The 24609-nt window shown below is 70.6% G+C and carries 18 protein-coding genes; 2 read left to right on the forward strand and 16 right to left on the reverse strand.

All coding sequences use genetic code 11. The annotated features are described in order from the left end of the window. Positions 1–92 precede the first annotated feature (92 nt). The 5 genes from OG782_RS03580 to OG782_RS03600 all read right to left on the reverse strand — a co-directional run bounded on the left by OG782_RS03580 (position 93) and on the right by OG782_RS03600 (position 6181). Positions 93–1127 (reverse strand): LacI family DNA-binding transcriptional regulator, encoded by a 1035-nt coding sequence (locus OG782_RS03580; RefSeq protein WP_406447926.1) that lies wholly within the window; start codon positions 1125–1127, stop codon positions 93–95. Between the two features lie 99 nt (positions 1128–1226). Then, positions 1227–2267 carry an ABC transporter permease gene (locus tag OG782_RS03585; protein ID WP_406447927.1) on the reverse strand — a complete coding sequence of 347 codons (1041 nt, stop codon included), beginning with the start codon at positions 2265–2267 and terminating at the stop codon, positions 1227–1229. Next, positions 2264–3238: an ABC transporter permease gene (locus tag OG782_RS03590; protein WP_406447928.1), complete on the reverse strand. Its 975-nt coding sequence runs from the start codon at positions 3236–3238 to the stop codon at positions 2264–2266. The genes OG782_RS03585 and OG782_RS03590 overlap by 4 nt, the downstream gene beginning before the upstream one ends. Continuing rightward, positions 3235–4911, reverse strand: coding sequence for a sugar ABC transporter ATP-binding protein (locus tag OG782_RS03595; protein WP_406447929.1), 1677 nt, complete (start codon positions 4909–4911; stop codon positions 3235–3237). Before OG782_RS03595 ends, OG782_RS03590 begins: the two co-directional genes overlap by 4 nt. 184 nt (positions 4912–5095) lie before the next feature. Further along, positions 5096–6181, reverse strand: a complete 1086-nt coding sequence (locus tag OG782_RS03600; protein ID WP_406447930.1) for an ABC transporter substrate-binding protein — start codon at positions 6179–6181, stop codon at positions 5096–5098. Positions 6182–6685: 504 nt separating this feature from the next. On the opposite strand from OG782_RS03600, the gene OG782_RS03605 reads away from it, so the two are divergent. After that, positions 6686–9130 carry an RICIN domain-containing protein gene (locus OG782_RS03605; protein ID WP_406447931.1) on the forward strand — a complete coding sequence of 815 codons (2445 nt, stop codon included), beginning with the start codon at positions 6686–6688 and terminating at the stop codon, positions 9128–9130. Between the two features lie 144 nt (positions 9131–9274). Here the strand turns inward: OG782_RS03605 and OG782_RS03610 are convergent, their stop codons facing one another. After that, on the reverse strand, positions 9275–9787 hold the full coding sequence (locus OG782_RS03610; protein ID WP_406447932.1) for a GNAT family N-acetyltransferase: 513 nt from the start codon (positions 9785–9787) through the stop codon (positions 9275–9277). A gap of 134 nt (positions 9788–9921) precedes the next feature. On the opposite strand from OG782_RS03610, the gene OG782_RS03615 reads away from it, so the two are divergent. Next, on the forward strand, positions 9922–10290 hold the full coding sequence (locus OG782_RS03615; RefSeq protein WP_406447933.1) for a hypothetical protein: 369 nt from the start codon (positions 9922–9924) through the stop codon (positions 10288–10290). Between the two features lie 7 nt (positions 10291–10297). Here OG782_RS03615 and OG782_RS03620 read toward each other — a convergent pair whose 3' ends face one another. From OG782_RS03620 to OG782_RS03665, 10 genes are all read right to left on the reverse strand, one after another. Beyond that, positions 10298–10438, reverse strand: a complete 141-nt coding sequence (locus tag OG782_RS03620; protein WP_406459471.1) for a hypothetical protein — start codon at positions 10436–10438, stop codon at positions 10298–10300. Between the two features lie 154 nt (positions 10439–10592). After that, positions 10593–11453 carry a phosphotransferase gene (locus tag OG782_RS03625; RefSeq protein WP_406458818.1) on the reverse strand — a complete coding sequence of 287 codons (861 nt, stop codon included), beginning with the start codon at positions 11451–11453 and terminating at the stop codon, positions 10593–10595. Positions 11454–11843: 390 nt separating this feature from the next. Next, positions 11844–12458, reverse strand: coding sequence for a hypothetical protein (locus OG782_RS03630; RefSeq protein WP_406447934.1), 615 nt, complete (start codon positions 12456–12458; stop codon positions 11844–11846). Positions 12459–12776: 318 nt separating this feature from the next. Next, positions 12777–16043: a LamG-like jellyroll fold domain-containing protein gene (locus OG782_RS03635; protein WP_406447935.1), complete on the reverse strand. Its 3267-nt coding sequence runs from the start codon at positions 16041–16043 to the stop codon at positions 12777–12779. 222 nt (positions 16044–16265) lie between these two features. Beyond that, positions 16266–18704, reverse strand: a complete 2439-nt coding sequence (locus OG782_RS03640; RefSeq protein WP_406447936.1) for a GH92 family glycosyl hydrolase — start codon at positions 18702–18704, stop codon at positions 16266–16268. 270 nt (positions 18705–18974) lie between these two features. Beyond that, positions 18975–20072 (reverse strand): NADH:flavin oxidoreductase/NADH oxidase, encoded by a 1098-nt coding sequence (locus tag OG782_RS03645; protein WP_406447937.1) that lies wholly within the window; start codon positions 20070–20072, stop codon positions 18975–18977. Positions 20073–20197: 125 nt separating this feature from the next. Further along, positions 20198–20470 carry a DUF1876 domain-containing protein gene (locus OG782_RS03650; protein WP_219572999.1) on the reverse strand — a complete coding sequence of 91 codons (273 nt, stop codon included), beginning with the start codon at positions 20468–20470 and terminating at the stop codon, positions 20198–20200. Between the two features lie 80 nt (positions 20471–20550). Beyond that, on the reverse strand, positions 20551–20934 hold the full coding sequence (locus OG782_RS03655; RefSeq protein ID WP_406447938.1) for a hypothetical protein: 384 nt from the start codon (positions 20932–20934) through the stop codon (positions 20551–20553). A gap of 309 nt (positions 20935–21243) precedes the next feature. Beyond that, entirely contained in the window at positions 21244–23661 is a 2418-nt protein-coding gene (locus OG782_RS03660; protein WP_406447939.1) for a glycoside hydrolase family 3 N-terminal domain-containing protein, read from the reverse strand. A 51-nt stretch (positions 23662–23712) separates the two neighbouring features. Further along, positions 23713–24606 (reverse strand): carbohydrate ABC transporter permease, encoded by an 894-nt coding sequence (locus tag OG782_RS03665; protein WP_406447940.1) that lies wholly within the window; start codon positions 24604–24606, stop codon positions 23713–23715. Between the last annotated feature and the right edge of the window lie 3 nt (positions 24607–24609).

The following is a 24609-nucleotide window of genomic DNA, read 5'->3' on the forward strand; positions in this document are numbered from 1 at the left end:
GACGGCCGGGCGGCCGGGCGGGACGGGGACGGCAGGCCCTGGAGCTGTTGCGCCGAACCGCCGCGGAGCGTGGGGCGGTCCGGCGCGGCTGCCTACGGTCCGGCCTGCTCGGAGGGGGGCCGGGCAACGGTGGATTCGCGGACGACGAGTTCGTAGCCGGGCCGGGGGCGCCGGGGTTCGGACACCGGGTTGCCGGAGAGGCGCTCGACGAGGCTGTCGACGGCCAGCCGTGCGATGGCCTCCTTGTCGGGGGCGACCGTGGTGAGCGTGGTGGCCCCGTAGAGGCTCTCCTCGATGTTGTCGAACCCGACGACGGCCACGTCCTCGGGGATGCGCAGCCCGCGTTCGGAAAGGGTGCGCATCGCCCCGATGGCGATGAGGTCGTTGTACGCGAAGACCGCGTCGGGCTGCTCCCCGCGGTCCAGGAGGTCGGCCATGCCGGTGGCCCCGTCCTCGCGGCCGTAGCCGTCGGTGACGACGACGAGCGACTCATCGGCCTCGATGCCGGCGGCGGTGAGCTCCTCGCGCCAGCCGCGCAGGCGCAGATGAGCCGGCTGGCGTTCGCGGCCGGTGCGTGAGCCGAGGAAGGCGATGCGGCGGTGGCCGTGGGCGATGAGATGGCGCACGGCGTCGCGGGCGGCCGCCACGTTGTCGATGGCGATGTGGTCGTACGGGGCCTCGTACTCGCGCTCACCGAGCAGCACCAGGGGTGCGGTCTCGGTGCGCGCCATCAGGTCCTCGGTCTCCAGGTGGATCGGGCTGAGGATGAGCCCGTCGATCACATGGGACCGGAATCCCTGGCTGACCAGGAGCTCCTTCTCGCGCAGCCCGCCGGTGTGGTCGACCAGCACGGTGTAGTCGTGCCGGGCCGCCGCGTCGACGACCGCTCCGGCCAGCTCCGCGAAGTACGGGTTGCCGAACTCGGGGACGGCGAGGGCGATGATGCCGGTGCGGCCCTTGCGCAGATGGCGTGCGGTGAGGTTCGGCCGGTAGCCGAGCTCGTCGATGGCCTGCTGCACCTTGGCCCGCATCTTCGGTGTGACGTGCTGATAGTTGTTCACCACGTTCGACACGGTCTTGATGGACACGCCCGCCCGTAGTGCAACGTCCTTGAGGCTGACGCCCACGGCACTCCCTGGATCGACTTGTCGCGCGATGACGCGCGGTGGCCCGGCTCCGCCGGTTCGGCTCGAGACGGTGCCGGGGCCGTCGGCCCCGGCACCGTCTCAGGTGGTTCTGCGGCTGCGCGCCAGATAGCGCTGGGCCACGACGACAACGATAAGGAACCCACCGCTGACGACGGACTGGTACGAGGAGTCCAGCGAGCCGATCTGGTTGATCAGGTTCTGGATGACGGCCAGCAGCAGCACGCCCCAGAGCGTTCCGCTGACCGATCCGGCGCCGCCGATCAGCAGGGTGCCGCCGATGACGACGGCGGAGATCGCGTCGAGTTCCATGCCCACGCCGACGATGGTGACGCCGGAGGAGAGCCTGGCCGCGCTGAGCGCACCGGCGAATCCGGCCAGCAGTCCGCTGAGCGTGTAGACGAGGATCTTGGTACGGGCGACGGGCAGGCCCATCAGCATGGCCGCGTCGTTGCTGCCGCCGACCGCGAAGAGCGTCTGCCCGAACGAGGTGCGCTGGAGGAGCAGTCCGCCGATGCCGAACAGCGCCAGGGCGATCAGGATCGGGTAGCCGAAGCCCCGGACGCTGCCCTGTCCGAGTTCGGCGAAGGCGGAACCCTTGGGAATCAGGTAGGTGGTGGCACCCTCGTCGGTGATCGCGAGGAGCAGGCCGCGTGCACCGAGCAGGGTGGCGAGCGTGACGATGAAGGGTGCCATCCCGGCGCGGGCCACGAGCAGTCCGTTGAGCAGGCCGATCGCCCCGCACGCCACGAGCGGTGCGAACAGGGCGGCCAGGAAGCCCCATTGCGAGGCCCAGGCGGCGAGCACGCCGCCGAGGGCGAAGACGGATCCGACGGACAGATCGATGCCGCCGGTGATGATGACCAGGGTCATGCCGAGGGCGACCACGGCGCCGAACGACGCCTGGACGCTCACGCCCCGGGCGTTGTCCAGCGTGCCGAAGGTCGGGTATATGAAGGACGCGACGATCACGACTGTGAGCAGGACCGCGAGCACGCCCTGGCGCTGAAGAAGTCCGGCGATGCGCTGCCCGGCCGCGGGACGGGGCGCGCCGCCGGTCGCTTCCGGTGTCTTGAGGGGTGCCGGGGCCTGGGCCACAGGGGCGGGTGAGGTGTGGTTCATCGGGACCGACGCTCCCGGGCGACGTAGACGGCGGCGATGATGATGGCCGCCTGGGCGATCTGTGCGGTGGAGTCGGGCAGGTCGTGCTTGACGAGGGTGGCGCGCAGCAGCTGCATCAGCAGGGCGCCGGCAACCGTGCCGAGGACCCGGATGGAGCCGCCGTTGAGCGGGGTGCCGCCGACCACGACCGCCGTGATGGCGGAGAGTTCCATGAGGGTGCCGAGCGAGGACGGATCGCTGGCGGTGAGCCTGGCCGTGGCGAGGATGCCGGCCAGGGCGGCGAGGACTCCGCAGAGCACGTACACACCGATGAGCACCCGCCGTACGGGAAGTCCGGCGAGGGCCGCCGCGGACCGGTTGCCGCCGATGGCGACGATCTGGCGGCCGAAGGTGGTGCGCTGGACCAGGAAGGCGACGGCGGCCGCGAGAGCCGCGGCGATGAGCACGACCAGGGGGATGCCGAGGAACGATCCGGTACCCAGCGAGAGCAGGTCGGGGTTGACGATCTGCTTGAGCTGACCGTCCGCCATCACCAGGGCCAGGCCCCGGCCGCCGACGAACAGGGCGAGGGTGGCGACGATCGGCTGCAGCCCGACGAGGGAGACCAGTGTGCCGTTGACCGCTCCGACGAGCGCGCCGGCCAGCAGGGCCATGACGAGGGCGGGCACCAGCCCGTACCCGAGGTAGAGCGGCAGCAGGGCGGTGGCCAGCGCCATCGTCGAGCCGACGGACAGGTCGACGCCCTCGGTGCCGATGACGAGCGCCATGCCGAGGGCGACGATGACGATGGGGGCGACCTGGACGAGCTGGGTGCGCAGGTTGTCCGCGGTCATGAAGTGCTCGGTGAACAGGGCGTTGAAGAGCAGGACGACCGCGACGGCGAGGTAGACGCCGTACTCCTGGTACCAGGCGGGGTCGCGCAGCCGGGCGAGCGGACGGGCTGCGGGCGTGGTGAGTGCGGCCTGTGTCATCGGGGGTCCTCCTTGGCCGCCGAGGTCTTGCCTGCGGGCGCCGGTGCGTGGTCGGCGAGCACCTCGAGCAGATGGCTCTCGGCCACCTCGTCGCCGGCCAGTTCACCCGCGACCGCGCCGCCGCGCAGGACGACGATGCGGTCGGCGCCCTCGATGAGTTCCTCGATGTCGGAGGAGATGAGCAGGACGGCGAGGCCTTCGCGGGCGAGTTCGTCAATGAGGCCCTGGACTTCGGCCTTGGCGCCGACGTCGATGCCGCGGGTGGGTTCGTCGAGCAGCAGGACCTTGGGCTCCAGGCAGAGCCAGCGGGCCAGCAGGACCTTCTGCTGGTTGCCTCCGGAGAGCTCGCCGACCTTCTGCTCGGGGCTCGCGGCCTTGATCCGCAGCCGCTTCATGAAGATGTCGACGATGCGGTCCTGCCTGGCGCGCGAGACGATGCCGGCGCGGGAGAGGCGGGGCATCGCGGCGAGCACGATGTTCTCGCGGACCGAGAGTCCGGGCACGATGCCTTCGGCCTTGCGGTCCTCGGGCAGCAGGCTGATGCCCGCGCGGATGGCTCCCGCAGAGGTGAGGCGGCGCAGGGTGCGTCCAGCGATGCTCAGTTCGCCGGAGTCCAGGCTCAGCGCACCGGCCAGGGCCTTCGCGGTCTCGCTGCGGCCGGAGCCGAGGAGTCCGCCGAGGCCGAGGACCTCACCGGCGTAGAGCGACAGGGATATGTCGTGGAGCTGGTGGTCGCGGGAGAGGCCGGTCGCGGTGAGGACGGGGGTGCGCGAGGTGTCGTGGCCCTCCGGGCCGAAGCTCGTGAGTCCTGAGCGGCGGACCTCGGCCATGTCGCGGCCGAGCATCATCGACACGAGCCGCATGCGGTCGAGGCCGGCGAGGTCCCCGGTGTGGATGTGCTTGCCGTCGCGGAGCACGGTGACGCGGTCGCAGATCCGGTAGAGCTCGTCCATGCGGTGGCTGACGTAGAGCACGGCGATGCCGCGTGCGCGCAGGTCCCCGATGACGCGGAAGAGGGTCTCGACCTCGCGGGGCTCCAGCGAGGAGGTGGGCTCGTCCATGATGACGACCTGGGCGTTGACCGAGACGGCGCGGGCCAGGGCGACCATCTGCTGGGTGCCGATGCCCAGGGTGTGCAGCGGCCTCTTCGGGTCGACGCGGACGCCGAAACCGTCGAGCAGTTCGGTGGTCTCGCGGTGCATCCGGGAGAAGTCGATCAGCCCGAAGCGGTTCTTGGGTTCACGGCCGAGGAAGATGTTGCGCGCCACGCTCATCAGCGGGACGAGGTTCACCTCCTGGTAGATCGTGGAGATGCCGGCCTGCTGCGCCTCGAACGGCCGGGCGAAGGCGATCTGTTCGCCGGCCAGCCGCAGTTCGCCCTCGTCGGGCCGGTAGACACCGGTCAGCACCTTGATCAGGGTGGACTTCCCGGCCCCGTTCTCCCCCACCAGTGCGTGGGTCTCCCCGGCGCGCAGGGAGAAGGAGACTCCGTCGAGGGCGACGACGCCCGGGAACCTCTTGCTCACCGAGCGGGCTTCGAGGACGGGCGCGGCCGGTGCGGAGTCCGGTCGCCCGCCATCCGGTCGCGCATCGGCGTCGTGCGCGGGTGCCTCCTTCACACCGGCGGCCGGCTCCGGCGGCTGCGCCTGCGGTACTGCTTCGGGTGGTGCCATGGCTGGTCTCGGCCTTCCGCTCTTCCAAGGGGGTGGGCCCGGGCGCCGCCGTGACGGGTGGGAAGGGTCACGGCGGCGGGTGGGCCGGCAGGTCCGGCAGGGGCCGGGGGCCGCGTACGGATCAGTACGCGGCCGGTGCCGGCCGACGGACTGCCGGCGATACGGGCAGGTGGGGGCGGTTCGGTCAGAACGCGCCGCCGAGCGAGGCCTTGGCGTTGGACTCGTCGTAGGCGCGGTCGCTGATGATGACGTTCTCCGGGATCTCCACGCCGCCGTAGAACTTCTGGGCGGTCGCGAAGGCCAGCGGGCCGAAGCGCGGGTTCGACTCGATGACAGCGTTGTACTCGCCGTTGACCAGGGCCCGGACGGCGTTGCGGGTGCCGTCGACGGAGACGATCTTGACGTCCTTGCCGGGCTTCTTGCCGGCGGCCTTCAGAGCGGTGACGGCGCCGAGGCCCATCTCGTCGTTCTCCGCGTAGACGGCGGTGATGTCGGGCTTGGACTGGATGAGCTGCTCCATGACCTGCTGGCCCTTGTCACGGGCGAACTCGCCGGTCTGCTGGGCGACGATCTCCAGGCCGGGGGCCTTGGCCTTCAGCTGGTCGACGAAGCCCTTGGTGCGGTCGGTGGTGACGTTGTTGCCCGACGCACCGAGGAGAATGGCGACCTTGCCCTTGCCGCCGGTCGTCTTGATCATCGCGTCCGCGGCGCGCTTGCCCTGCTCCACGAAGTCGGAGCCGAGGAAGGCCACATAGTCCTTGCACGCGGTGGAGTTGACCTTGCGGTCGATGGTGAGCACCGGGACCTTCTTGGCGGCGGCCGCCTTCAGGGCCGGCTCGAGGCCGTCGGAGTTCAGCGGGGCGACGATGAGGAACTGGGCGCCCTGGGACAGCATGTCCTGGATGTCGCTGATCTGCTTGGACAGCTGCGACTGGGCGTTGGTGGTCAGCAGCTTCTTCACGCCGACCTTCCTGGCCTCGTCCTTGATGGACCGGGTCTCGGCGATACGGAACGGGTTGGCTTCCTTCTCCGACTGGGAGAAGCCGACCACGGCGTTCTTCAGGTCCAGCTTCGGGGCCCCGTAGGTCTGCAGGGAGCAGCCCGAACCGGACGAGCTCTCCGGGGACTTGGCCGCCTGGGCGCCCTGGCTGGTGTCGGCGTTCGCGGTGTCCGAGGTCTCCGACTTGGAGCAGCCGGAGGCGGCCAGCGTGGCGGTGGCGGCGAGGAGGCAGGCCACGGCGAGGGTACGGGATCGGCGCTGGATCATCATGCGCGGGAGCTCCTTGGCGGGATGACGGCACGCCGATGGGCATGCGCGGTCGGTCATGGCTGGACGAGGCATCGGCCGCTCGGCGGCTGATGCCGCTGCATTCCTCACGACCCCGCCAGCTGGGCGAACTTCGGTCGTGAGAGCCTGCGGGGCCTCTCGGCGGCTCGGTTTACAACGTTATATACGCGGCGCGGCGCAGGCGGCAAGAGCGTTGTCGATGCGTTTCCAAAATGTGTCGGAGCGGCAAAGGGCGAACGGGCGGTCATGGCCCACGGGTTACCGCCACAGGCCTGGACAGCCACCCGACGGCGTGCTGTCATACCGCCGGAGCCCAATTTTCCAACGTTGCAAGCGTGTTGCCGTGCCACCCGCCCGGGTAGTCACGGCCTTCCTCGCCCTGCGCGCGCCCCGGCCCGGGCACGACGCACCGCGGCAACCCCCGGGCGTCATGTGCCCTCACCGAGCCGGAACCCCGCACGGCCGGCAGACCAGGAGCCCCCCTCCATGCCCCTGAACCGCAGACAACTCATGACCGGCGCGCTCGCCACGATCGCCGCCACGACAGCGGCGGGCCGGTGGTCGGCCACCGCGACCGCGGCCGAGCACCGGGCGAAACCGGCCCGCGGCGGTCACTACTCCCCCAACGCCGCTCCCCTGCACCCGACGGCGTTCCTGAAGCTGCCGCCCGGCCGCGTCACCGCGCGCGGCTGGCTCGCCGGACAGCTGAAGCTCCAGCTGGACGGATTGTGCGGCCGCTACGAGGAGTTCTCGCACTTCCTGGACTTCACCGCCACCGGCTGGGTACGCCCCGAACTCGGCGGCTGGGAGGAGGTCCCGTACTGGCTGCGCGGATACACCGACCTCGCGATCGTCACGGGCGACGCCAAGGCCCTCGCCGCGGTGCGCCGCTGGTTCGACGCGATTCTCGCCACGCAGCAGTCCGACGGATTCTTCGGTCCGAAGCCGCTGCGTAAGTCACTGAACGGCGGTCCGGACTTCTGGCCCTTCCTGCCGCTGGTCCAGGCCCTGCGATCGTGGCAGGAGTACTGCGGCGACACCCGCGTCATCCCGTTCCTGAGCCGGTTCTTCCGCTACATGAACGCTCAGGGGCCCGGCGCCTTCAACACCAGCTGGATCGCGCTGCGCTGGGGCGACGGCCTGGACAGCGTCTTCTGGCTCTTCAACCGCACCGGCGACACCTTCCTGCTCGACCTCGCCGACAAGATCCACGCGAACGGCGCCGACTGGGGCGACAACCTGGTCAACCTGCACAACGTCAACATCGCGCAGGGCTTCCGCGAGCCCGCCCAGTACGCGCTGCGCAGCGGTTCGGCCGAGGACACCCGCAACACGTACGGGACGTACGGCAAGGCCATGGACCAGTACGGCCAGTTCCCCGGTGGCGGCTTCGCCGGGGACGAGAACGCGCGCCCCGGACACGGCGATCCCCGGCAGGGCTTCGAGACGTGCGGCATCGTCGAGTTCATGGCCAGCCATCAGCTGCTCACCCGGATCACCGGAGATCCGCTGTGGGCGGACCGCTGCGAGGAGCTGGCCTTCAACTCACTGCCCGCGTCGCTGGACCCGTCGGGCAAGGCGGTCCACTACATCACCAGCGCCAACAGCGTCGATCTGGACAACGTGCCCAAGAGCGGCCGGCAGTTCCAGAACGGCTTCGCCATGCAGGCGTTCCTGCCCGGCGTCGACCAGTACCGCTGCTGCCCGCACAACTACGGCATGGGCTGGCCCTACTTCGTCGAGGAGCTGTGGCTCGCCACCCCCGACGGCGGTCTCGCCGCCGCCATGTACGCGAGCTGCGAGGTCACCGCGAAGGTCGCGGACGGCACCGAGGTCACCTTCACCGAGGAGACCGGCTACCCCTTCACGGACACGGTCACGCTGACGCTGACGGCACCGAAGAAGCTGTCGTTCCCCTTGGTGCTGCGCGTTCCCGCCTGGTGCGACAGCCCGGAGATCGAGGTCAACGGGCGTCCGGTCGACGCCCCCGCAGGGCCGGCCTTCACCCGCGTCGACCGCACCTGGACGGACGGCGACCGGGTGACCCTGCACTTCCCGCAGAGGACCACGGTCCGTACCTGGGAGCAGAACCACGGTGCCGTGAGCGTGGACCGGGGCCCACTCACGTACTCCTTGCGCATCGGTGAGGAGTACGAGCGCATCGGCGGCACCGATCAGTTCCCGGAGTACGCGGTGCACGCCACGAGCCCGTGGAACTACGGGCTCGTCCTCGACGAACGGAGGCCGGCGGCCTCGCTGCGCCACCACACGGTGCGCCACGCCAAGGACGCCAATCCGTTCACCCTCGACGGCACCCCGCTGACCATGACGGCGAAGGCCCGGCGGATCCCGGAGTGGACGGCGGACGGCGAGCATGTCGTGGCCCCGCTCCAGGACGGTCCGGCGGGCAGTACGGAGCCGGTGGAGGAGATCACGCTCGTCCCCATGGGAGCCGCGCGGTTGCGCATCACCTCGTTCCCCACGGCCGGTCCGGACGCGGAACCCTGGCTCTCGGACCGCTGGTACCGCATCCGCAACCGCCACTCCGGCAAGGTCCTCGGCGTCGACAACATGTCCACGGCCAACAGCGCCCACGTCGTCCAGTTCGGTGACACGGGCACCGACGACCACGACTGGCAGCTGGTCCCCGAGGGGGACGGCTGGTACCGCATCCGAAACCGCCACTCCGGCAAGGTCCTCGGCGTCGACAACATGTCCCTCGCCGACAGCGCCCACGTCGTCCAGTTCGACGACAACGGCACCGACGACCACCTCTGGCAGCTGGTCCCCGAGGGCGACGGCTGGTACCGCGTCCGAAACCGCCACTCCGGCAAGGTCCTCGGCGTCGACAACATGTCCACCGCCGACAGCGCCCACGTCGTCCAGTTCGGTGACACGGGCACCGACGACCACCTCTGGCAGCTCGTCTGACCCCGACTGTTCCCCGCCCACATCCCGCACCGCCTGGGCGGTGGAGGCGCCCCGGGAGCCGTGATCCGGCTCCGCCCGCTCCCTCCTGTACGGGCCACGGCCCGGATGCGACGCCGACCGCGTCGTGTCCGGTCCGTCGGTCGTCTACCGCGTCCCCGCGCCCGGGGCGACGTACGTGTGCAACAGTGCCGTCCGCCCGTCGGCCGTCGTCCAGTCACCGGTGCGGCTGCCGGCATGACGCCACCCCGCACGTTCGTAGAGGGCCACGGCGGCCTCGCCACCGTCCTCCACCTCCAGGACCGTCCGCAGTCCTTCGTCTGCCGCAGCCGTCGTCACGGTGGCGAGCAGGGCGCTCGCCACGCGGCGCCGGCGCGCTGACGCCGTCGTGAACAGCCGGGCCACCGAAACCAGTTCCTCCGGCGGAAGTCCCACGTCCGATGCCAGCACGTCGCACGTACGGGTGAGTGCCACATGGCCCAGGACGTCCGGGCCTTCCACCGCGACCCAGGCGCCGAGCATGCCGTCCGGTGTCAGCCAGCCTCGCGGATCGCCCGGCCACTCGGCCGGGTAGCGGTCGGCATCGTGCACCGTGGCCAGCGCCTCGACGCACGCCTTCAGGTCGTCGTCGCGGCGGCGGCGGATCTCCGGCTCTCCCATCCCCCGATCCTCACACGGTGGCACCCCGGCAGGTTCGACGCTGTTGGCCAATTTCAGATGTTGAGCCCGGCGTGGGTTGACGCTTGCACCGGGCTCTCCTGTCGATGCCGGGGCTGAGGTGCGAGGATGCGTAAGTGTTGACGGAAGCAGAGTGGCAGCGAGTGCAAGGCGAGCTGCGCTTCGGTCAGGTCTTCACGGGCACTGTCGTCCGGGTGCCCAGGCCGGGGGCGATCGGTGTCTTCGTGGACATTGGCCTCGGTGTCGGAGGGTTCGTCGACGTCGTGCTCTTGCCTCGTGGGCGAAGCGAGGACTGGCCTGTCGAGGGAACAGTGACCGAATTCGAGGTCTGGTGGGTGCACAGCGGTCACCAGCAGATACGGCTGAAACCCTCCGACCCGCGGTACCTGTGCGAGGACTTCGCCGACTTCGTTGCCCGATACAGGCCCAGTTGGCCATCCGACATCGGCAAAGTCGTAAGGGGTTTTGGGGCCATCAATCCGTGAGCACTGCTCAGCCCTCGCTCTGCTGAAGAGCCGCAGAGCATGAGACGCGTGTGCGGGCATGGCCGGTACCGGAGAGCCAGGCGTCGATGCGGGCGAGGTTGATGGCAGCGCCGGTGAGCAGATCGTGGCTGGCGCCGGGAACGCTCATCGCCACAGTTGTGGGCCGTTGCCGGAGCATCCTGTCGACGTCCGGCTCGGAAACGATGCTCGACTGTGCGAGCACGACGAGGGTCGGGCAGGTTGCAACGGCGACAGTCTCGTCGCTCGGTTCCTTGCCGCTTTGACGTGACCTTCGGCGATTTCTAGAGACCATCCAGGCGCCTGGTCACTGTGCCGAGTGTCGGCCAAGGCGGACCCTTGCGCAGCAAGCGCAGGAGTTCCTCTCCGAATCGCCTCCCATTCGGAAACTGGTCGCCGAGCTCCCAACGCCACGCGGCGACCATCGCGATAACGAGCTGCCGGCACTCGTCCAGCAGCCCTTGGTCAACGCTTGGGTAGTGCTCGCAGACCGCCTCGGGAACATGGGCGAGATCGAACTCGACGGGTCCACGGCAGCACGTCTCAAGGTCGATGAACAACGGGCCGTTCTTCGTGCTGAGCACATTGCCCGGATGGGGCTCGCCGTGGAGCAGCTGCTCCACGGCGCCGCGCCCCTCGATCGCTCGTCGCAGGCTTGCCAGCCTGCCGCTGAGGAACACGCGGTCCGCATCGGTGAGCTCCGGCGAGCGATCCGGGTCGGCGACAACTTCCTCCGCCTCCGTGATTCGGTCCGTGTACCTCGGGCTCGGCACATCGACCTCGCGCATGCCGGCGTGCAGCTGCTCAAGCGCCTTGGCGTAGTCGACTGGTGAGGTGTGAGGTGTCACGGGCTCGTAGAAGGTCCACAGCGTCACTGCGAAACCATCGCGCGTGTACGTACGCGGGTCCGCCCGAGGCTCCAAGGGACACACCGGGCATCCGGCCTCGATGAGCCGCTGAGCGAGATCGACTTCGAACTGTCCAACCTCTTGTCCCACAGGGGCGACCCGGGCAAAGACGTCGCATGGCGTCAGCCGCAGTGCCAGCTTGTTCGAGTTGTGGAGAACGGTTGCATCGTTGGCTGGCAGGTCGAGCGATGCGGCGACCGAAGTCGCAGCCGCGATCGCACGCGTGACGTCGGTCATGTCCACCCTCGAATCTTGGCACAGATGAGCGAGGGCGGTCCCAACCAGCGTGGCCAGGTGCCACCCATCGTGGCTCGGCACACCGGAATTTAGGGAACGCGGCCGCGAGGTCGAAGGCGAGCACCTGCATGTGAAGTCAGAACCTGCTGACGACCTGGGGTCCGGGGCGACGCCGGCCTTGTCTTGAGCGTTCCCGGTCTCGTCACATCCACCGATGGGTCACACGATGCAGGCTGGGAGACGATCAACGTGCGCGTGGGAGACGATGGTGCAAGGCAGGCCGATCGAGTACTCGCCGGTGACCCGGTAGTCACTCCCGGACGCACGAAGACCCGGTCCCGGGGCCAGTGGCCCCGGGACCGGGTCTTCGACCGCGTGGGCGGCCCGGCGTCAGCGGGCGGCAGTGCCGCCTGCGGCCTCGGCGCGCAGTGCCTGCGCCACGCGCTCCTCGACGATGCGGGCGACGGCCCAGCAGGCCGCCGCGTCCAGCCGCTTGGACGTGACCGCCGGACGTGCCTCCACGACGGCGGCCGTCTCCTTTGACCCGGTCGTGACGCGGACCTGTACGGAGACCGTCGTGTCCGACGGCCCGCGCAGGGACAGGTCCAGGGTGCCGTGCCCGAACGCGGTGATCTCGTCCAACCGCAGGACGGGGTCCTTCTCGACCGCGTACCGCACGCTGTCTGTCAGCTGGAAGGCGGTCCTGCCCTCGATGGCTGGTACCCGCACCTCACGGACGGAGGGCAGGGCCACGGCTTCGGGGCCGAGCGTGAGCCCGTACCGGCGGGCCGTGCGGGCCGCGCTCACCACTGTGGAGGTGGACAGCGCGGCGGTGAAGGCCAGGGCGACCGCCGCGCCTGCGGCCAGGGCCTGGGCGGCGGCCCCGATCCAGGGCGTGCCGTCGCCCAGGACCAGCGCGGCGGTCATGGCTGCCCCGCACACCGCGCCGGTCGCCAGCGCGGGCAGGGCCAGCCGGCGGACGACCGCCAGCCAATAGCCGAGCATCGCATCGTTCCTCTCGCATGTGGGGAAGTCGAACCATACGGCGCCCGGTGCCCGGGGGCTCTGCCGCCCAATGCAGTTGCGATTCCACCCCCTGCGCCGACGTGTCCCTGCACGTAGCCCGACGTCATACCAGTTTGAGGAGCAGGTGCTCAAAGCTTCAAGATCACCCCTACCCGTTGGCGCGTTTCTCGATCGCATCCCGAATTCGCCAACAGCATCATCTTCGCCGGGGCGCGGCGCATGCCGCTGCCTGCTGCCGCGCGGATGGCGGCAGCAGGCAGCGTTCAGTGGTTCAGTCGTTCACCGACAGCCCCGGGGCTACGGCTGCTCGGTGTCGTGCAGCGCGCTCACCTCGTCGGCGGTCAGGGCCTTGTCGTACACCGAGACCTGGTCGACCGAGCCGTTCCAGAAGTCGGTGTTGCCGCCCGACCACTTGGCGCGGCCCACGGACAGTGCGCCGCTGCTGACGTCGGCCGATCCGGCCGCAGCGGTCGCGGCGAGCTTGCCGTCGACGTACAGCTTGATCTCGTCACCGCTGCGTACGCCGACCACGTGGTACCACCGGCCGAGCTCGGGCTTCATGTCCAGCCGGGCGCGGTGGGCGCCGGGGGTGGAGAAGGCGAAGCCGCCCTGACCGTACTGGAGATAGAACGGGTTCTCCTGGCGCCGGCCGTCCTGGCTGACGATGGTGGCGTAGTTGCCGGGCAGGGCGTCCAGGGACGCCCAGGCGGAGACGGTGTAGTCGCCGGTGGTGTCGACGACCGGGCCGTCGGTCTCGGCGTACTGGCCCTCGCCGTCGAACTTCAGCGCCGCACCGTGCACGCCGGCCGTCCAGGACGTGCCCTCGGAGAGGGTGAGGTCCTTGTGGTTCGGCCCGCTGTCGGCGGCCTCGGTGCCCTTGTTCTCGTCGAGGGACCAGGCGCCGCCGCCCTTGATCTCGTCCCGCTCGCCGGCGGCCGCGCCGGCGGCGATGACCTCTCGGTTGATCTTGCGGACCTGGGCCGGGTCGACCTTGATCTCACGGCGGTCGTACGTCCAGAGGCCGTTGAGCTCGTTCTCCAGGTCGGTCACCTGGGTGTAGATGGAGCCGGACAGTTCGGCGCCGGCCGCCTCCAGGTAGTACTTACGGGTGTTCTCGACGTACTTGGCGGTCAGCGCGGCCTTGTCGGCGACACCGCTGTAGATCGCGGTGGGCGCGCCGGGCCACATGTGTCCGGGCGACCGCAGGGTGAATCCGCCGTGCTCACCGTCCATCGCCGCACGGTTGTCGTCCGGGAAGGCAGGGTCGGTGTTGTTGTAGTCGTGGTGGTCGATGATGTCGCCCTTGCCCGAATCACCCTTGGAGTTGCAGCAGTTGACACCGCTGTGGGCGTTGACGACGCGGGAGGGGTCGGCGGCCTGGACCTGCTCGGTGATCTTGCCGGTCTCGGTGCGGTCCCACTCGCCCCAGCCTTCGTTGAAGACGATCCAGGCACCGATCGAGGGGTAGTTGTGCAGCTGCTTCATCATCTCGGCGCCCTGGTCGAGGAAGGCCTTGTGGCCCTTCTCGCCGGTGAGGTTGCCGGAGACGAAGTCCTGCCACACCAGAAGACCCAGCTGGTCGGCGTGGTAGTACCAGCGCGCGGGCTCGACCTTGATGTGCTTGCGAACGGAGTTGAAGCCCAGGTCCTTCTGCGCCTTCAGGTCGAAGAGCAGGGCGGAGTCACTGGGCGCCGTGTTCAGGCCGTCGGGGTAGAAGCCCTGGTCGAGCTGGGCGAGAGAGAAGAACGGCTTCCCGTTGAGGACCAGCTTCCGGTAGCCGCCGACCTCGGCGACGCCGAACGAGCGCATGCCGAAGTAGCTGTCGACGGTGTCCTTGGAGCGGCCGTCATCGAGGGTGACCTTCAGGTCATAGAGGTAGGGGTCGTCAGGTGTCCACAGGTGCTGCTTGGCGACCGGCAGGCTCAGCTCACGGTTGGCCGGGCCGCTGACGCTGCCGACGACCTTGCCCTTCTTGTCGCGGGCGACGGCGGTGATCCGGGCGGACGTCGAGGCGTCCTCGGAGTTGACCGTCAGGGCGAGCCGGCCCTTGTCGATGTCCGGGGTGGTCGTCAGGGAGTCGACGGCCGCCGGGGCGACGGGCTCCATCCAGACGGTCTGCCAGATGCCGGAGGAAGCGGTGTAGAAGATTCCGCCGGGGTTGGCCGACTGCTTGCCCGTGGGCTGGTCGGGCCCGGTGGTGTCGGTGACCGCGACAACGATTTCCTGCGGGCCGCTGCCCTTGACCGCGTCGGTGATGTCGGCGCTGAAGGCGGTGTAGCCGCCGGTGTGCTCGGCGACCTGCTTGCCGTTGACCCAGACGGTGGCCTGGTAGTCGACGGCACCGAAGTTGAGCTTCAGCCGGTTGCTCTTGCCCTTGTCGCTCTTGACGGCCCAGTTCTTCGGGACGGTGACGAGCTTGCGGTAGAACATGTGGTCTTCGTGGCGCTCAAGACCGGAGAGCTGCGACTCGACCGGGTAGGGCACGGTGATGCGCTCACCGAGCTTCTTACCGAAGACGGGCTGCTCACCGGCCTTGGCCCCGGCGAACTCCCAGGGGCCGTTGAGGTTCTTCCAGTCGTCGCGCACCTGCTGAGGCCGGGGGTACTCGGGCAGCGGGTGGTTGCGGTCGAGCTTGTCGCCCCAGGTCGTGGTCAGCCGGTGTGTGGACAGGTTCGTGGCCGTGCGGCTGATCTGCGGGACGGCCTCGCCGCCCACCTGGAGGCCGGCCTCGCCGTCGTACGCGAACCTGACCTGCTGGCCCTTGAGGACGGGCCCGGTGAGCGTGACGGCCAGCGCCTTGGCGTTGCCGGGCACCCGGGCGACGGACTTCACCGGGATCGGCGAGGTGTCGGCCTCGATGGTGAGGTGGTCCTTCAGCGCCGCGTAGTCGCCGACCCTGTCCTCGAAGGCCGCCTGGAGCTTCAGGCCGTCGGCGGCGACGCTCAGCCCGATGGGGTAGACCTCGAAGTCCGCCGGCGGGGTGAAGGCGGACTCGGGCACGATCTGCTTGGCGAGCGTCGCGCTGGACCAGCGCAGGAACATGTTGGCGCCGCCGGTGTCCTGGAACATCTCCAGCTTGAACGTGTGCGGCTCACCGGCCTTGAGCGCGACCGGCTTGCTGGTCTGCTCGTTGTCCCAGTCGGGCTCCCAGTGGTCGATGACCGCCTGGCCGTCGATGTAGAGCCGGAAGCCGTTGTCGCCGCTCGCGGCGAAGGTGTAGTCGCCGTCCTCGGGGGCCGTGATGCTGCCGGTCCAGCGGGCGGTGGTGTTCTCGGTCCGGCCGGTGGTGGACTCGAACGTGCCGGTGAGGCCGGGGAAGTTGATCTGCGGGTCGAGGGCGACTCCGCCGAGCTTGTCGAAGTCCCGCGCGCCGGGCGCGGACATGCTGAAGTACTCGCCCTTCAGCCCGTGGGCAGCGGTGGCCGGGTCCTGGGCCGCGAACGCGGTTGCGGCGGCGGAGGCGGCCGGGGTGGCCGCGGCGGCCGGGACCAGGGTGGCGCCGACGGGGATCAGCAGGGCGGCGGCGCAGGCCGCCGTTCTGAACAGAGCGCGGGGAAGGGGCATTTGTCGTCTCAAGGCGTCGTCCTGTCGAGAGAGCTCAAGCGCCTCGAACCTGTGAGGCACAGCACATAATCGAACATTGAGCCACAGCGCCAAACTCAAAACAACAGTCGTGCAGAGAGAATTTTCAACGATAGAAAAATGGGCTGCCCCACCCTCGCGACGCCCTGTGCCGGATCCGCCGCGAACGGGCCGCGGCGGATCCGGCACAGGTTCACCGTCCGGCTACCGGGGTAGTCCCGAAGTGGCCGTGGCCCACGCGGTGTTGGCCGTTCCGGCCAGCCGGTAGGTCAGCTTGCCGCCCCGGGCCAGCAGGCTCGCGTCCGCCCACGACCGGTCGTGGGCACGCCCGTTGACCGTCACCGCGTCGATGTACGGATGGGCGGCGCCGGCGGCCGGGGCGCTGATGGTGATGTCCCTGCCGCGCGGCCGGTCGATCACCGCCTTGGGGAACAGCGGTGCTCCCAGCAGGAATTCGGCGCCGCCCGGTGTCTGCGGGTAGAGGCCGAGTGCCGAGAAGACGTACCAGGCGGACATGGTGCCCAGGTCGTCGTTGCCGGGCAGGCCGCGCGGACCCGTGCCGTAGACCGCGTTCATGATCTCGCGGACGGTCTCCTGGGTCTTCCAGGGCTGCCCCAGCGCGTTGTAGAGCCAGGGGGCGTGGATGCCGGGCTCATTGGTCGGGTCGTAGCGCACCGCGTCGCCGCCCTTCACCGACCAGGAACCGTCCGCCTTGTGGAAGAAGCCTTCGAGGCGCCGCGCCGCGACGTCCCGGCCGCCCATCGCCCCGGCCAGGCCCTGGACGTCCTGCGGGACCATCCAGGTGTACGTGGCGCTGGTTCCCTGCGCGAAGCCCCGCTCACTGCCCGGACTGAACGGCGAGAGCCAGGATCCGTCGAGGTTGCGGGCCTGGATGTAGCCGTCGGTGCCGGCGCCGTCCGTGGCCTCGGGGTTGTACACGTTGCGCCACCAGCCGCCGCGCTCCCTGAACGCCTTGGCCTCCTCGTCACGCCCGAGCAGCTCCGCCCAGCGTCCGAGCGCGGCGTCGGCGACCGCGTCCTCCAGCGTCTCGGCGGCGCCGCCCCAGCAGTGGCAGACGTCCTGCGGCGCGTAGTGGGACTTCAGGTACTGGGCCAGGTTGGGCCGTTGCCCGGTGCACTGTCCCGGGCAGCCCGCGTCCGAGAGGCCGCCGTCGACGGGGACGGTCGCCTGGCGCGCCAGCGACTCGTACGCGCCCTCGTAGTCGAAGTTCCGCACCCCCATGGCGTAGAAGGTCGCGAGGGTGGCCGCGGTGGGGTCGCCGGTCATGACGTGCGTGGCGCCGTTGATGTGGACCCAGCGGTCCCACACCCCGCCGTTCTGCCGGGCGAAGTTGTACAGCGACTGCGCGAAGTCCCCGGCGATCTCGGGCTTGAGCAGCGCGAGCAGCTGTATCTGGGCCCGGTACTGGTCCCAGCCGGAGAAGTTGCTGTACTGGGCTCCCTGTCCGCGCTCGATCCGGTGCGGCTGCCCGTCCATGCCGGGGTAGCGGCCGTCGGTGTCGCTGACCAGGTTGGGCTGCATCAGCGAGTGGTACAGCGCGGTGTAGAAGGTGGTGCGCTGGTCATCGGTGCCGCCTCCCGTCTTTACGGAGCCGAGCTCGCGGTCCCAGTTCCGGCTCCCGGCGGCGGCGACGTCGTCCACCCCGGCGCGCGGGGCGATCTCCGCCTTCAGATTGGCCTCGGCGCCCGCCTGGCTGACGTAGGAGATGCCGATCCGCATGCGGACATCGTTGTCGGACGCGGTGTCGAAGCCGACCCAGCCGCCCGATCCGCGGCCCGCCCGGTCCGCGCCGGTGGCGTAGCCCTCACCGCCGCTGCCGGTGGTCGAGCCGGGGGCGAGCGTGCCGTCCTTCCAGGTGCCCGTGGAGGCGAAGGCGCGGTCGAAGGAGGCGCTGAAGTACAGGCGGTAGTAGCTCTTGCGGTTGTTGGTGCCGCCGTTGGCGCGGCGGCCGCAGAAGGCGCCGGTGAGCACCGAGCCCGTGACCTTGCGGTGTGCGGTGTCGATCCGGACCTGGGCGTCCTCGCTGCCGTTGAGCGAGTTGGAGACCCGGAAGAGGAGGTTGGCGGGCTTTCCGGCCGGGAAGGCGAAGTCGGCCACGCCCGCGCGGCGGCTCACCGCCAGGTCGGCGGTGGCTCCGGAGTCCAGGCCGACGGTGTAACGGCCCGGGACGGCGCGCTCGTTGTCGTGCGAGAAGTTGGCGGCGTAGACGGCGTCCTTGGTGTCGGCGGACGGCGACGAGGTGACGTCCCCGACGAACGGCATGATCGGGATGTCACCGGCCGCGCCGGGGTTGCATCCGGCGCCGTTGACATGGGTGAGGCTCAGTCCGCGCAGCCGGGTGGCGCCGTACTCGTAGCCGTTCGCGGCGCCGGTGCCGGTCTGGTCGCCGGTGGTGCTCGTCGGCGACCAGGCGATCATGCCGTACGGGAGGGTGGCACCGGGAAAGGTGTTGCCGCCGTTGGCACTGCCGATCAGCGGGTCCACGTAGGCGGTGGGGCGGGTGACGGGCGCGACGGCCTCCGCGGCGGGGGGCAGGACGGCGGCGGCGAGCGCGCCGGTGATGACCACGGCGGCTGTTCGCGCGGCCAGTCTCCGGGTTGCGGTCAGCGGTCTGGGGGGCATGCGGAAGTACCTTCCAAGGGGCCTGGACAACGTTGTCACCCGTCGGGGTCCGGCCGGGAACAACGATGATCGATTCGCGGCCGAGCGTAGGTCCCCGTGGCGCGGGAGGGAATGCCTCAGCGTTCATCCCGGGTGAATGCACGATGAACGGATACCGCGATCCGGGCGGCACGCACGCAACCGCCCTCCCCGCGGGCCCCGGTGACCCAGCGTCGGGAGACGGCCGGGTGGGACGCGCGAGAAGGGCGGAGGAAGGCTTCGGCTGTTCGGTCAGATCGCGTAGCCGTACTGATCGGGGGCGTGCACCCGGCCGCTCAGCTCGCGGGCCGCGTACCGCGCCCACGACGGGCTGCGCAGCAGTTCGCGCCCGAGGAGCACGGCGTCGGCGCGATCCTCGGTGAGGATCTTCTCGGCCTGCTGCGGGTCGGTGATCAGGCCGACGGCCGCCACGGGCAGCGAGGTCTCCCGCTTCACGCGCTCGGCGAAGGGGACCTGGTAGCCCGGGCCGGTCGCGATGCGGGCGCGGGGGGCGTTCCCGCCGGTGGAGACGTCGAGCAGGTCGACGCCGTGGGCCCGGAGCTCCTCGGCCAGCCGCACGGTCTCGTCCGCGGTCCAGCCCTCGCGCCCGTCCTCGGTGTTCTCGGTGAGCCAGTCCGTGGCGGAGATACGGAAGAAGACGGGCAGGTCCTCGGGCCACACCTCGCGGACGGCGTCGACGACCTGGAGGGCGAAGCGGACGCGGTTGTCGTAACTGCCGCCGTATTCGTCGGTGCGCCGGTTGCTGTGCGGGGAGAGGAACTGTCCGATGAGGTAGCCGTGTGCGCCGTGCACCTCGGCGACCTGGAAGCCCGCTTCGACGGCGCGGCGGGCGGCCTCGCGGAAATCGGCGACGACGCCCCGGATCTCGTGCGCGGTCAGCTCGTGCGGCAAGGGGTAGCCGGTGTCGAAGGGCAGCGGGCTGGGGGCGACCGGGGTCCAGCCGTGCGCTTCCGGGCCGACGGGACCGCCGCCGGTCCAGGGCGCGGCGGTGGACGCCTTGCGGCCGGCGTGCGCAAGCTGGATGCCGACGGCCGAGCCCTGCGCCTTGACGAAGTCGGTGATCCGGCGGAACGCCGCAACCTGGGTGTCGTTCCAGATGCCCAGGTCGGCCGGGCTGATCCGCCCCTCGGGGCTGACGGCCGTCGCCTCGGTGAGGATCAGGCCGGTTCCGCCGGTGGCGCGGGCGGCCAGATGGGCGAAGTGCCAGTCCGTGGGCACACCCGCGCCGGGCCCCACCGGTTCGGCGCTGTACTGGCACATCGGCGCCATCCACACCCGGTTGGGCACGACAAGCGACCTCAGGGTGAAGGGCTCGAAAAGGGCACTCACGACGGACTCCGATTCGTCGGGTACGGAAGGATCGCTAGTACGATACATCCCGTACTACGACGTCCGTCAAATTACGACGCCTCTCGTACAAGGAGACGGAACGGAGCGCCCACGAACCATGCTCCTCAGGTCAGCGGGTACGACGTCCGGCCGGACGCCTCGTCGATCTCGTCGTGGGCCTTGGTCAGCAGCTTCATCGCCAGTTCGTTGAGTGCGCGGGCCCCCGCGATCTCCTCGCCCACCCTGGGCTGTTCGGAGTCGGAGGGGTGCCGGCTGGCATAGCCGTGCGCCCGGACCTCGCTCCCGTCGGAGAGCCGCACCAGGGCGGCCGCGCGGGTGCGGTGCGTGTCTTCCTCGAATTCGAGCTCGATGTGCCATCCGACAGCCGTCTGCGTCATGGCGCTCACCTCCGGAGCCTCCCCTCCAGGGTGCGCCCCCTCTCGCGGCAGTGCGCGGCAGGAAGGGGCCACCGACAGGTCTACCGCCCGCGGCGACGCAGGGTGATGCGGGCGTCGGCGTCGTACTGCTGGTTCCAGCTGCGCCCGGCACCGGACTTCCAGGTGACATGGGCGGTGGCCCCGTCGACCCTGATCCCGTCCACCGTCATGGCGCGGTCGCCGTCCCGTACGTCTCCGCGCCGCAGCTCGCCGGCCCTGACCTCGACGGGGTCCGAGGACCGCACGCTCTCCACCTCGTCCGCCGCGAGGCGCAGCTCGGCAGCCAGTTCCCGGGCCCGGTCCGGGCTGCAGATCAGCGAGAGCTCCCCCGAAGATGTGCCGATCCGGAGCTCGACCCCCGCATCGGCGGGCACCGCCTCCAGACTGTCGGCCGGCGCACCGGTCGCGTCGTTCCCGCTCTTCATTCGCTCTGCTCTCCCTTGCACGGCCCCGGGCTCGGCGCAGCCGGAGGCTTTCCGGCGGCTGGGCCGGGGTCCGCCGGCGCCGGCCACCGGGTTCTGCGGCACCGCCGTCGGGCCGGCCATCCAGAATTTCAGCACACGCGCACCGGTGGCGGTGACGCGGTGCACCGTACTGGTGCCGCCGACCTTGCCGGAGGTGTTGCGGGGCGACTGCCCGGAAGGTTCTTCGAAAGTTTCGTGAACCTCCGCGGCAGCCGGCGGACAGGCCGGCCTGGAGGAGCGGGGAGGTTCACGAACAGGATGGTGCGCCGGTCAGTTCGCGGCCGGCTCCGGTACGGGGGCAGGCTCGACAGAGGTGCCGCAGACGAGCCGGCGCCGGTGGTCGACGATGCGCTCGGGGCCGGTGAGCCGCAGCCGTACCGTCCTGCGGACGTCGGCCGCGTCGCTGGACGTGGCGAGCCGCAGTTCGAGCTCGCCGGGCTCGACGACGCGACGGCCGCCGATGCCGGTGAACGACGTGAGATCCGCGTGGAAGCGGAACCGGACCCGGGCTGCCGCGCCGGCGGCGAGCGGGACCCGTGCGAAGCCGATCAGCCGCGCCTGCGGCCGGGTGGTCTGGGCCACCGGGTCGTGAAGGTAGAGCTGCACCACTTCGGCACCCTCCCGCTCCCCCGTGTTCCGGACGGTGATCTCGATCTCGGCCGAACCGTCCGTGGGGATCTCGGCCGGGACCGGACCGCCGGGCTCCCAGTCGAAGGTGGTGTACGACAGGCCGTGTCCGAAGGCGTAGAGCGGTGTCGGGTCCAGATTGCTGACCCCGCTCACCAGCCCCAGCGGCGGCTGCAGATACGTCCACGGCTGACCGCCGGGCCCCTGCGGTACGCCCACCGGCAGCCGGCCGGAGGGGTTGACCCGGCCGGAGACCACCCCGGCCAGCGCCGGACCGCCCTCCTCGCCGGGGAAGAAGGCCTGCACGACGGCGGCCGTCCGGTCCGCCCAGCGCCCCAGCGCGTACGGACGGCCCGTCAGCAGCACCAGTACCACCGGGGTGCCACTGGCCAGCAGGGCATCGAGGAGCTCGCCCTGGACACCCGGAAGCGCGAGATCGGCCGCGTCGCAGCCCTCACCGGAGGTGCCGCGGCCGAAGAGACCGGCCCGGTCGCCGAGCACCGCGACGCAGACATCGGCGTCCCCGGCCAGCCTGGCGGCATCCGCGATCCCGGACGTGTCGGCGCCGTCCACCTCGCAGCCCGCGGCGAACCCGACGCCGGAGTCCGGGAATTCCGCGCGCAGCGACTCCAGCACGGTCGGCACGTCGATCCCCGTCTCGGACCCGGGGTGCGAGACGCCGACGTGGCTGGGGAAGGAGTAGCAGCCGAGCATGGCCAGCGCGTCGTCGGCGCGCGGTCCGACCACGGCGATCCGCCCGGCGTCGCGCAGCGGCAGCGTGCCGCCGGGGTTGGCGAGCAGCACACAGGCCTGTTCGGCGAGTTGCCTGGCCAGGGCCCTGTTCTCCGGCGGATCGAGGTCGACGGTGTCACGGGCGCGCTCGGGGCCGGTGCCGCCCTTCAGCGCGGCGGGCAGCGGCGACCAGTCCGGGTCGAGCAGCCCCAGTTCACACTTCTGGAGCAGGACGCGGTGCAGGGCCCGGTCGACGAGCGCCTCGTCCACCGCTCCCTCCCGCACGGCGGCGACGAGGACGTCGCCGTAGCTGCGGACGGTGGGAAGCTCCACGTCGACCCCGGCGCCCAGGGCGAGCCGGGCGGCATCGGCGCGGTCGGCGGCGACCTTGTGCAGGGTCTCCAGGAAGCCGATGCCGAAGTAGTCGGCGACGACGGTGCCGGTGAATCCCCAGGTGTCCCGGAGGAGTCCGGTGAGCAGCGTGTGGTCGGCGGCCGGGGGCACACCGTCGATCTCGGCGTACGAGTGCATCACCGAACGCGCCCCGCCCTCGCGCAGGGCCATCTCGAACGGCGGCAGGATCACGTCCGCCATCTCGCGGGCCCCGGCCCGCACCGGTGAGAGGTTACGGGCGCCGGCGGAGGCCGCGTACCCGGCGAAGTGCTTGAGCGTGGCGATGATTCCGGCGGACTCGAGGCCCCGGACATAGGCGGTGCCGATGGTGGCCACCAGGTAGGGGTCCTCCCCGATGGTCTCCTCGACCCGGCCCCAGCGCAGGTCGCGCACCACGTCCAGGACGGGCGCGAGGCCCTGGTGGACACCGACGGCGCGCATGTCGGTGCCGATCCGGTGGGCCATCTCGGTGACCAGGTCCGGGTTCCAGGCCGCGCCCCACGACAGGGGCACGGGGTAGGCGGTGGCGCCCCAGGCGGTGAAGCCGGCCAGGCACTCCTCGTGGGCCAGGGCCGGGATGCCGAAACGTCCGGCCCCGGCGATCCGCTCCTGGGCGCGGGCCAGGGAGAGGGCCCCGAGGCCGGGGTCGACGGGTGCGGTGCCGAAGGGGCGGGTGAGCTGGCCGAGGCCGCGGGTGGTGAGGTCGTCCCAGTCGACCGGGTCCACCATGTCGTTCTGGTGCGGTGCGACCCCGTCGCCCTCGGAGTCGGCGCCCACCCAGATTCCGTACAGCTGGGCGGTCTTCTCCTCGAGGGTCATCCGGGGGATCAGATCGGCCACCCGCTCCTCGGGGGTGAGGCACGGGTCGCGCCACGGGCCGTCGACGGCCGGGGCCGCTCCGGTGCTGCGGGCGTGCGGGGCAGCGTGGATTGCCATGGGGGCAGGGGTTCCTCTCATGAGTGCGGTGGTGCGGGGCGGCGTGGAGCGCTACTTGCCGCCCACCCCCATCAATCCGTTGACCAGCGCCTTCCGTGCCACGAGGTACACGGCGAAGATCGGCACGACGGAGAGCACGATCGCGGCCAGCACGGCGGGGATGTTCACCCCGAACTGGGACATGAAGGTGAAGAGGCCCAGTGTCAGCACGCGGTTCTCCTCCGACTGGGTCAGGATCAGCGGGAACAGGAAGCCGTTCCACGCCTGAAGGGCCGTGTAGATGGCCACGGTGCTGATCCCGGCCTTGGACATCGGGATCGCCAGCTGCCGGAGCATGCGCAGGGGCGTCGCGCCGTCGAGTGCCATCGCCTCGTACATCTCCTCGGAGACGTCACGCATCGTGCCGCTGAGGATCAGGACCGCCACCGGCATCGCGAACGCCGCGGTCGGCAGGATGATCGCCGGCAGGCTGTCGTACAGGCCCAACTTGCCGATGAGCAGGTAGAGCGGCACGATCACGGCCTGCGCGGGGATCGCGACGCCCAGCAGGAAGGTGCGGAAGGCGAGCGAGGAGAGCCGGCTGCGGGTCCGTACCGCGACGTACGCGACGGGCACCGAGAGCACCAGGACGATGGCCACGGTGGCCACGGCGACGATCGCCGTGTTGGTGAGCATCGAGGAGAAGCCGCTGTCCAGGACCGTGCGGTAGTTGTCGAGCGTCGGATCGGCCGGAACGGCCAGCGGATCGCCGTTGAGCGCCTCGTCCTGGTGCATGAGCGACGAGGAGACGAGCGTGTAGAGCGGGACGACCACGAGGAGCAGCCAGACCAGCGAGCCCAGACCGGCCAGTGGGTTGCCCCACTTCCTGCGGCGCCGTGCGGCGGACGGGCGGCCGCGGGTCACGGGCGACGTGGGGCGCGGGGCGGGGCGGGTGTCGATCGGCATCTC

This window comes from Streptomyces sp. NBC_00876 (assembly GCF_045207435.1).
Lineage (GTDB): Bacteria > Actinomycetota > Actinomycetes > Streptomycetales > Streptomycetaceae > Streptomyces.

Excerpts from the sequence above, each read along its gene's own strand:
- OG782_RS03605 (WP_406447931.1), top strand. The coding sequence starts at position 6,686 with ATGCCCCTGAACCGCAGACAACTCATGACCGGCGCGCTCGCCACGATC.
- OG782_RS03620 (WP_406459471.1), bottom strand. The coding sequence starts at position 10,438 with ATGAGCGTTCCCGGCGCCAGCCACGATCTGCTCACCGGCGCTGCCATC.
- OG782_RS03595 (WP_406447929.1), bottom strand. The coding sequence starts at position 4,911 with ATGGCACCACCCGAAGCAGTACCGCAGGCGCAGCCGCCGGAGCCGGCC.
- OG782_RS03655 (WP_406447938.1), bottom strand. The coding sequence starts at position 20,934 with ATGAAGAGCGGGAACGACGCGACCGGTGCGCCGGCCGACAGTCTGGAG.
- OG782_RS03640 (WP_406447936.1), bottom strand. The coding sequence starts at position 18,704 with ATGCCCCCCAGACCGCTGACCGCAACCCGGAGACTGGCCGCGCGAACA.
- OG782_RS03625 (WP_406458818.1), bottom strand. The coding sequence starts at position 11,453 with ATGACCGACGTCACGCGTGCGATCGCGGCTGCGACTTCGGTCGCCGCA.
- OG782_RS03585 (WP_406447927.1), bottom strand. The coding sequence starts at position 2,267 with ATGAACCACACCTCACCCGCCCCTGTGGCCCAGGCCCCGGCACCCCTC.
- OG782_RS03650 (WP_219572999.1), bottom strand. The coding sequence starts at position 20,470 with ATGACGCAGACGGCTGTCGGATGGCACATCGAGCTCGAATTCGAGGAA.
- OG782_RS03635 (WP_406447935.1), bottom strand. The coding sequence starts at position 16,043 with ATGCCCCTTCCCCGCGCTCTGTTCAGAACGGCGGCCTGCGCCGCCGCC.
- OG782_RS03665 (WP_406447940.1), bottom strand. The coding sequence starts at position 24,606 with ATGCCGATCGACACCCGCCCCGCCCCGCGCCCCACGTCGCCCGTGACC.
- OG782_RS03600 (WP_406447930.1), bottom strand. The coding sequence starts at position 6,181 with ATGATGATCCAGCGCCGATCCCGTACCCTCGCCGTGGCCTGCCTCCTC.
- OG782_RS03660 (WP_406447939.1), bottom strand. The coding sequence starts at position 23,661 with ATGGCAATCCACGCTGCCCCGCACGCCCGCAGCACCGGAGCGGCCCCG.
- OG782_RS03610 (WP_406447932.1), bottom strand. The coding sequence starts at position 9,787 with ATGGGAGAGCCGGAGATCCGCCGCCGCCGCGACGACGACCTGAAGGCG.
- OG782_RS03590 (WP_406447928.1), bottom strand. The coding sequence starts at position 3,238 with ATGACACAGGCCGCACTCACCACGCCCGCAGCCCGTCCGCTCGCCCGG.
- OG782_RS03630 (WP_406447934.1), bottom strand. The coding sequence starts at position 12,458 with ATGCTCGGCTATTGGCTGGCGGTCGTCCGCCGGCTGGCCCTGCCCGCG.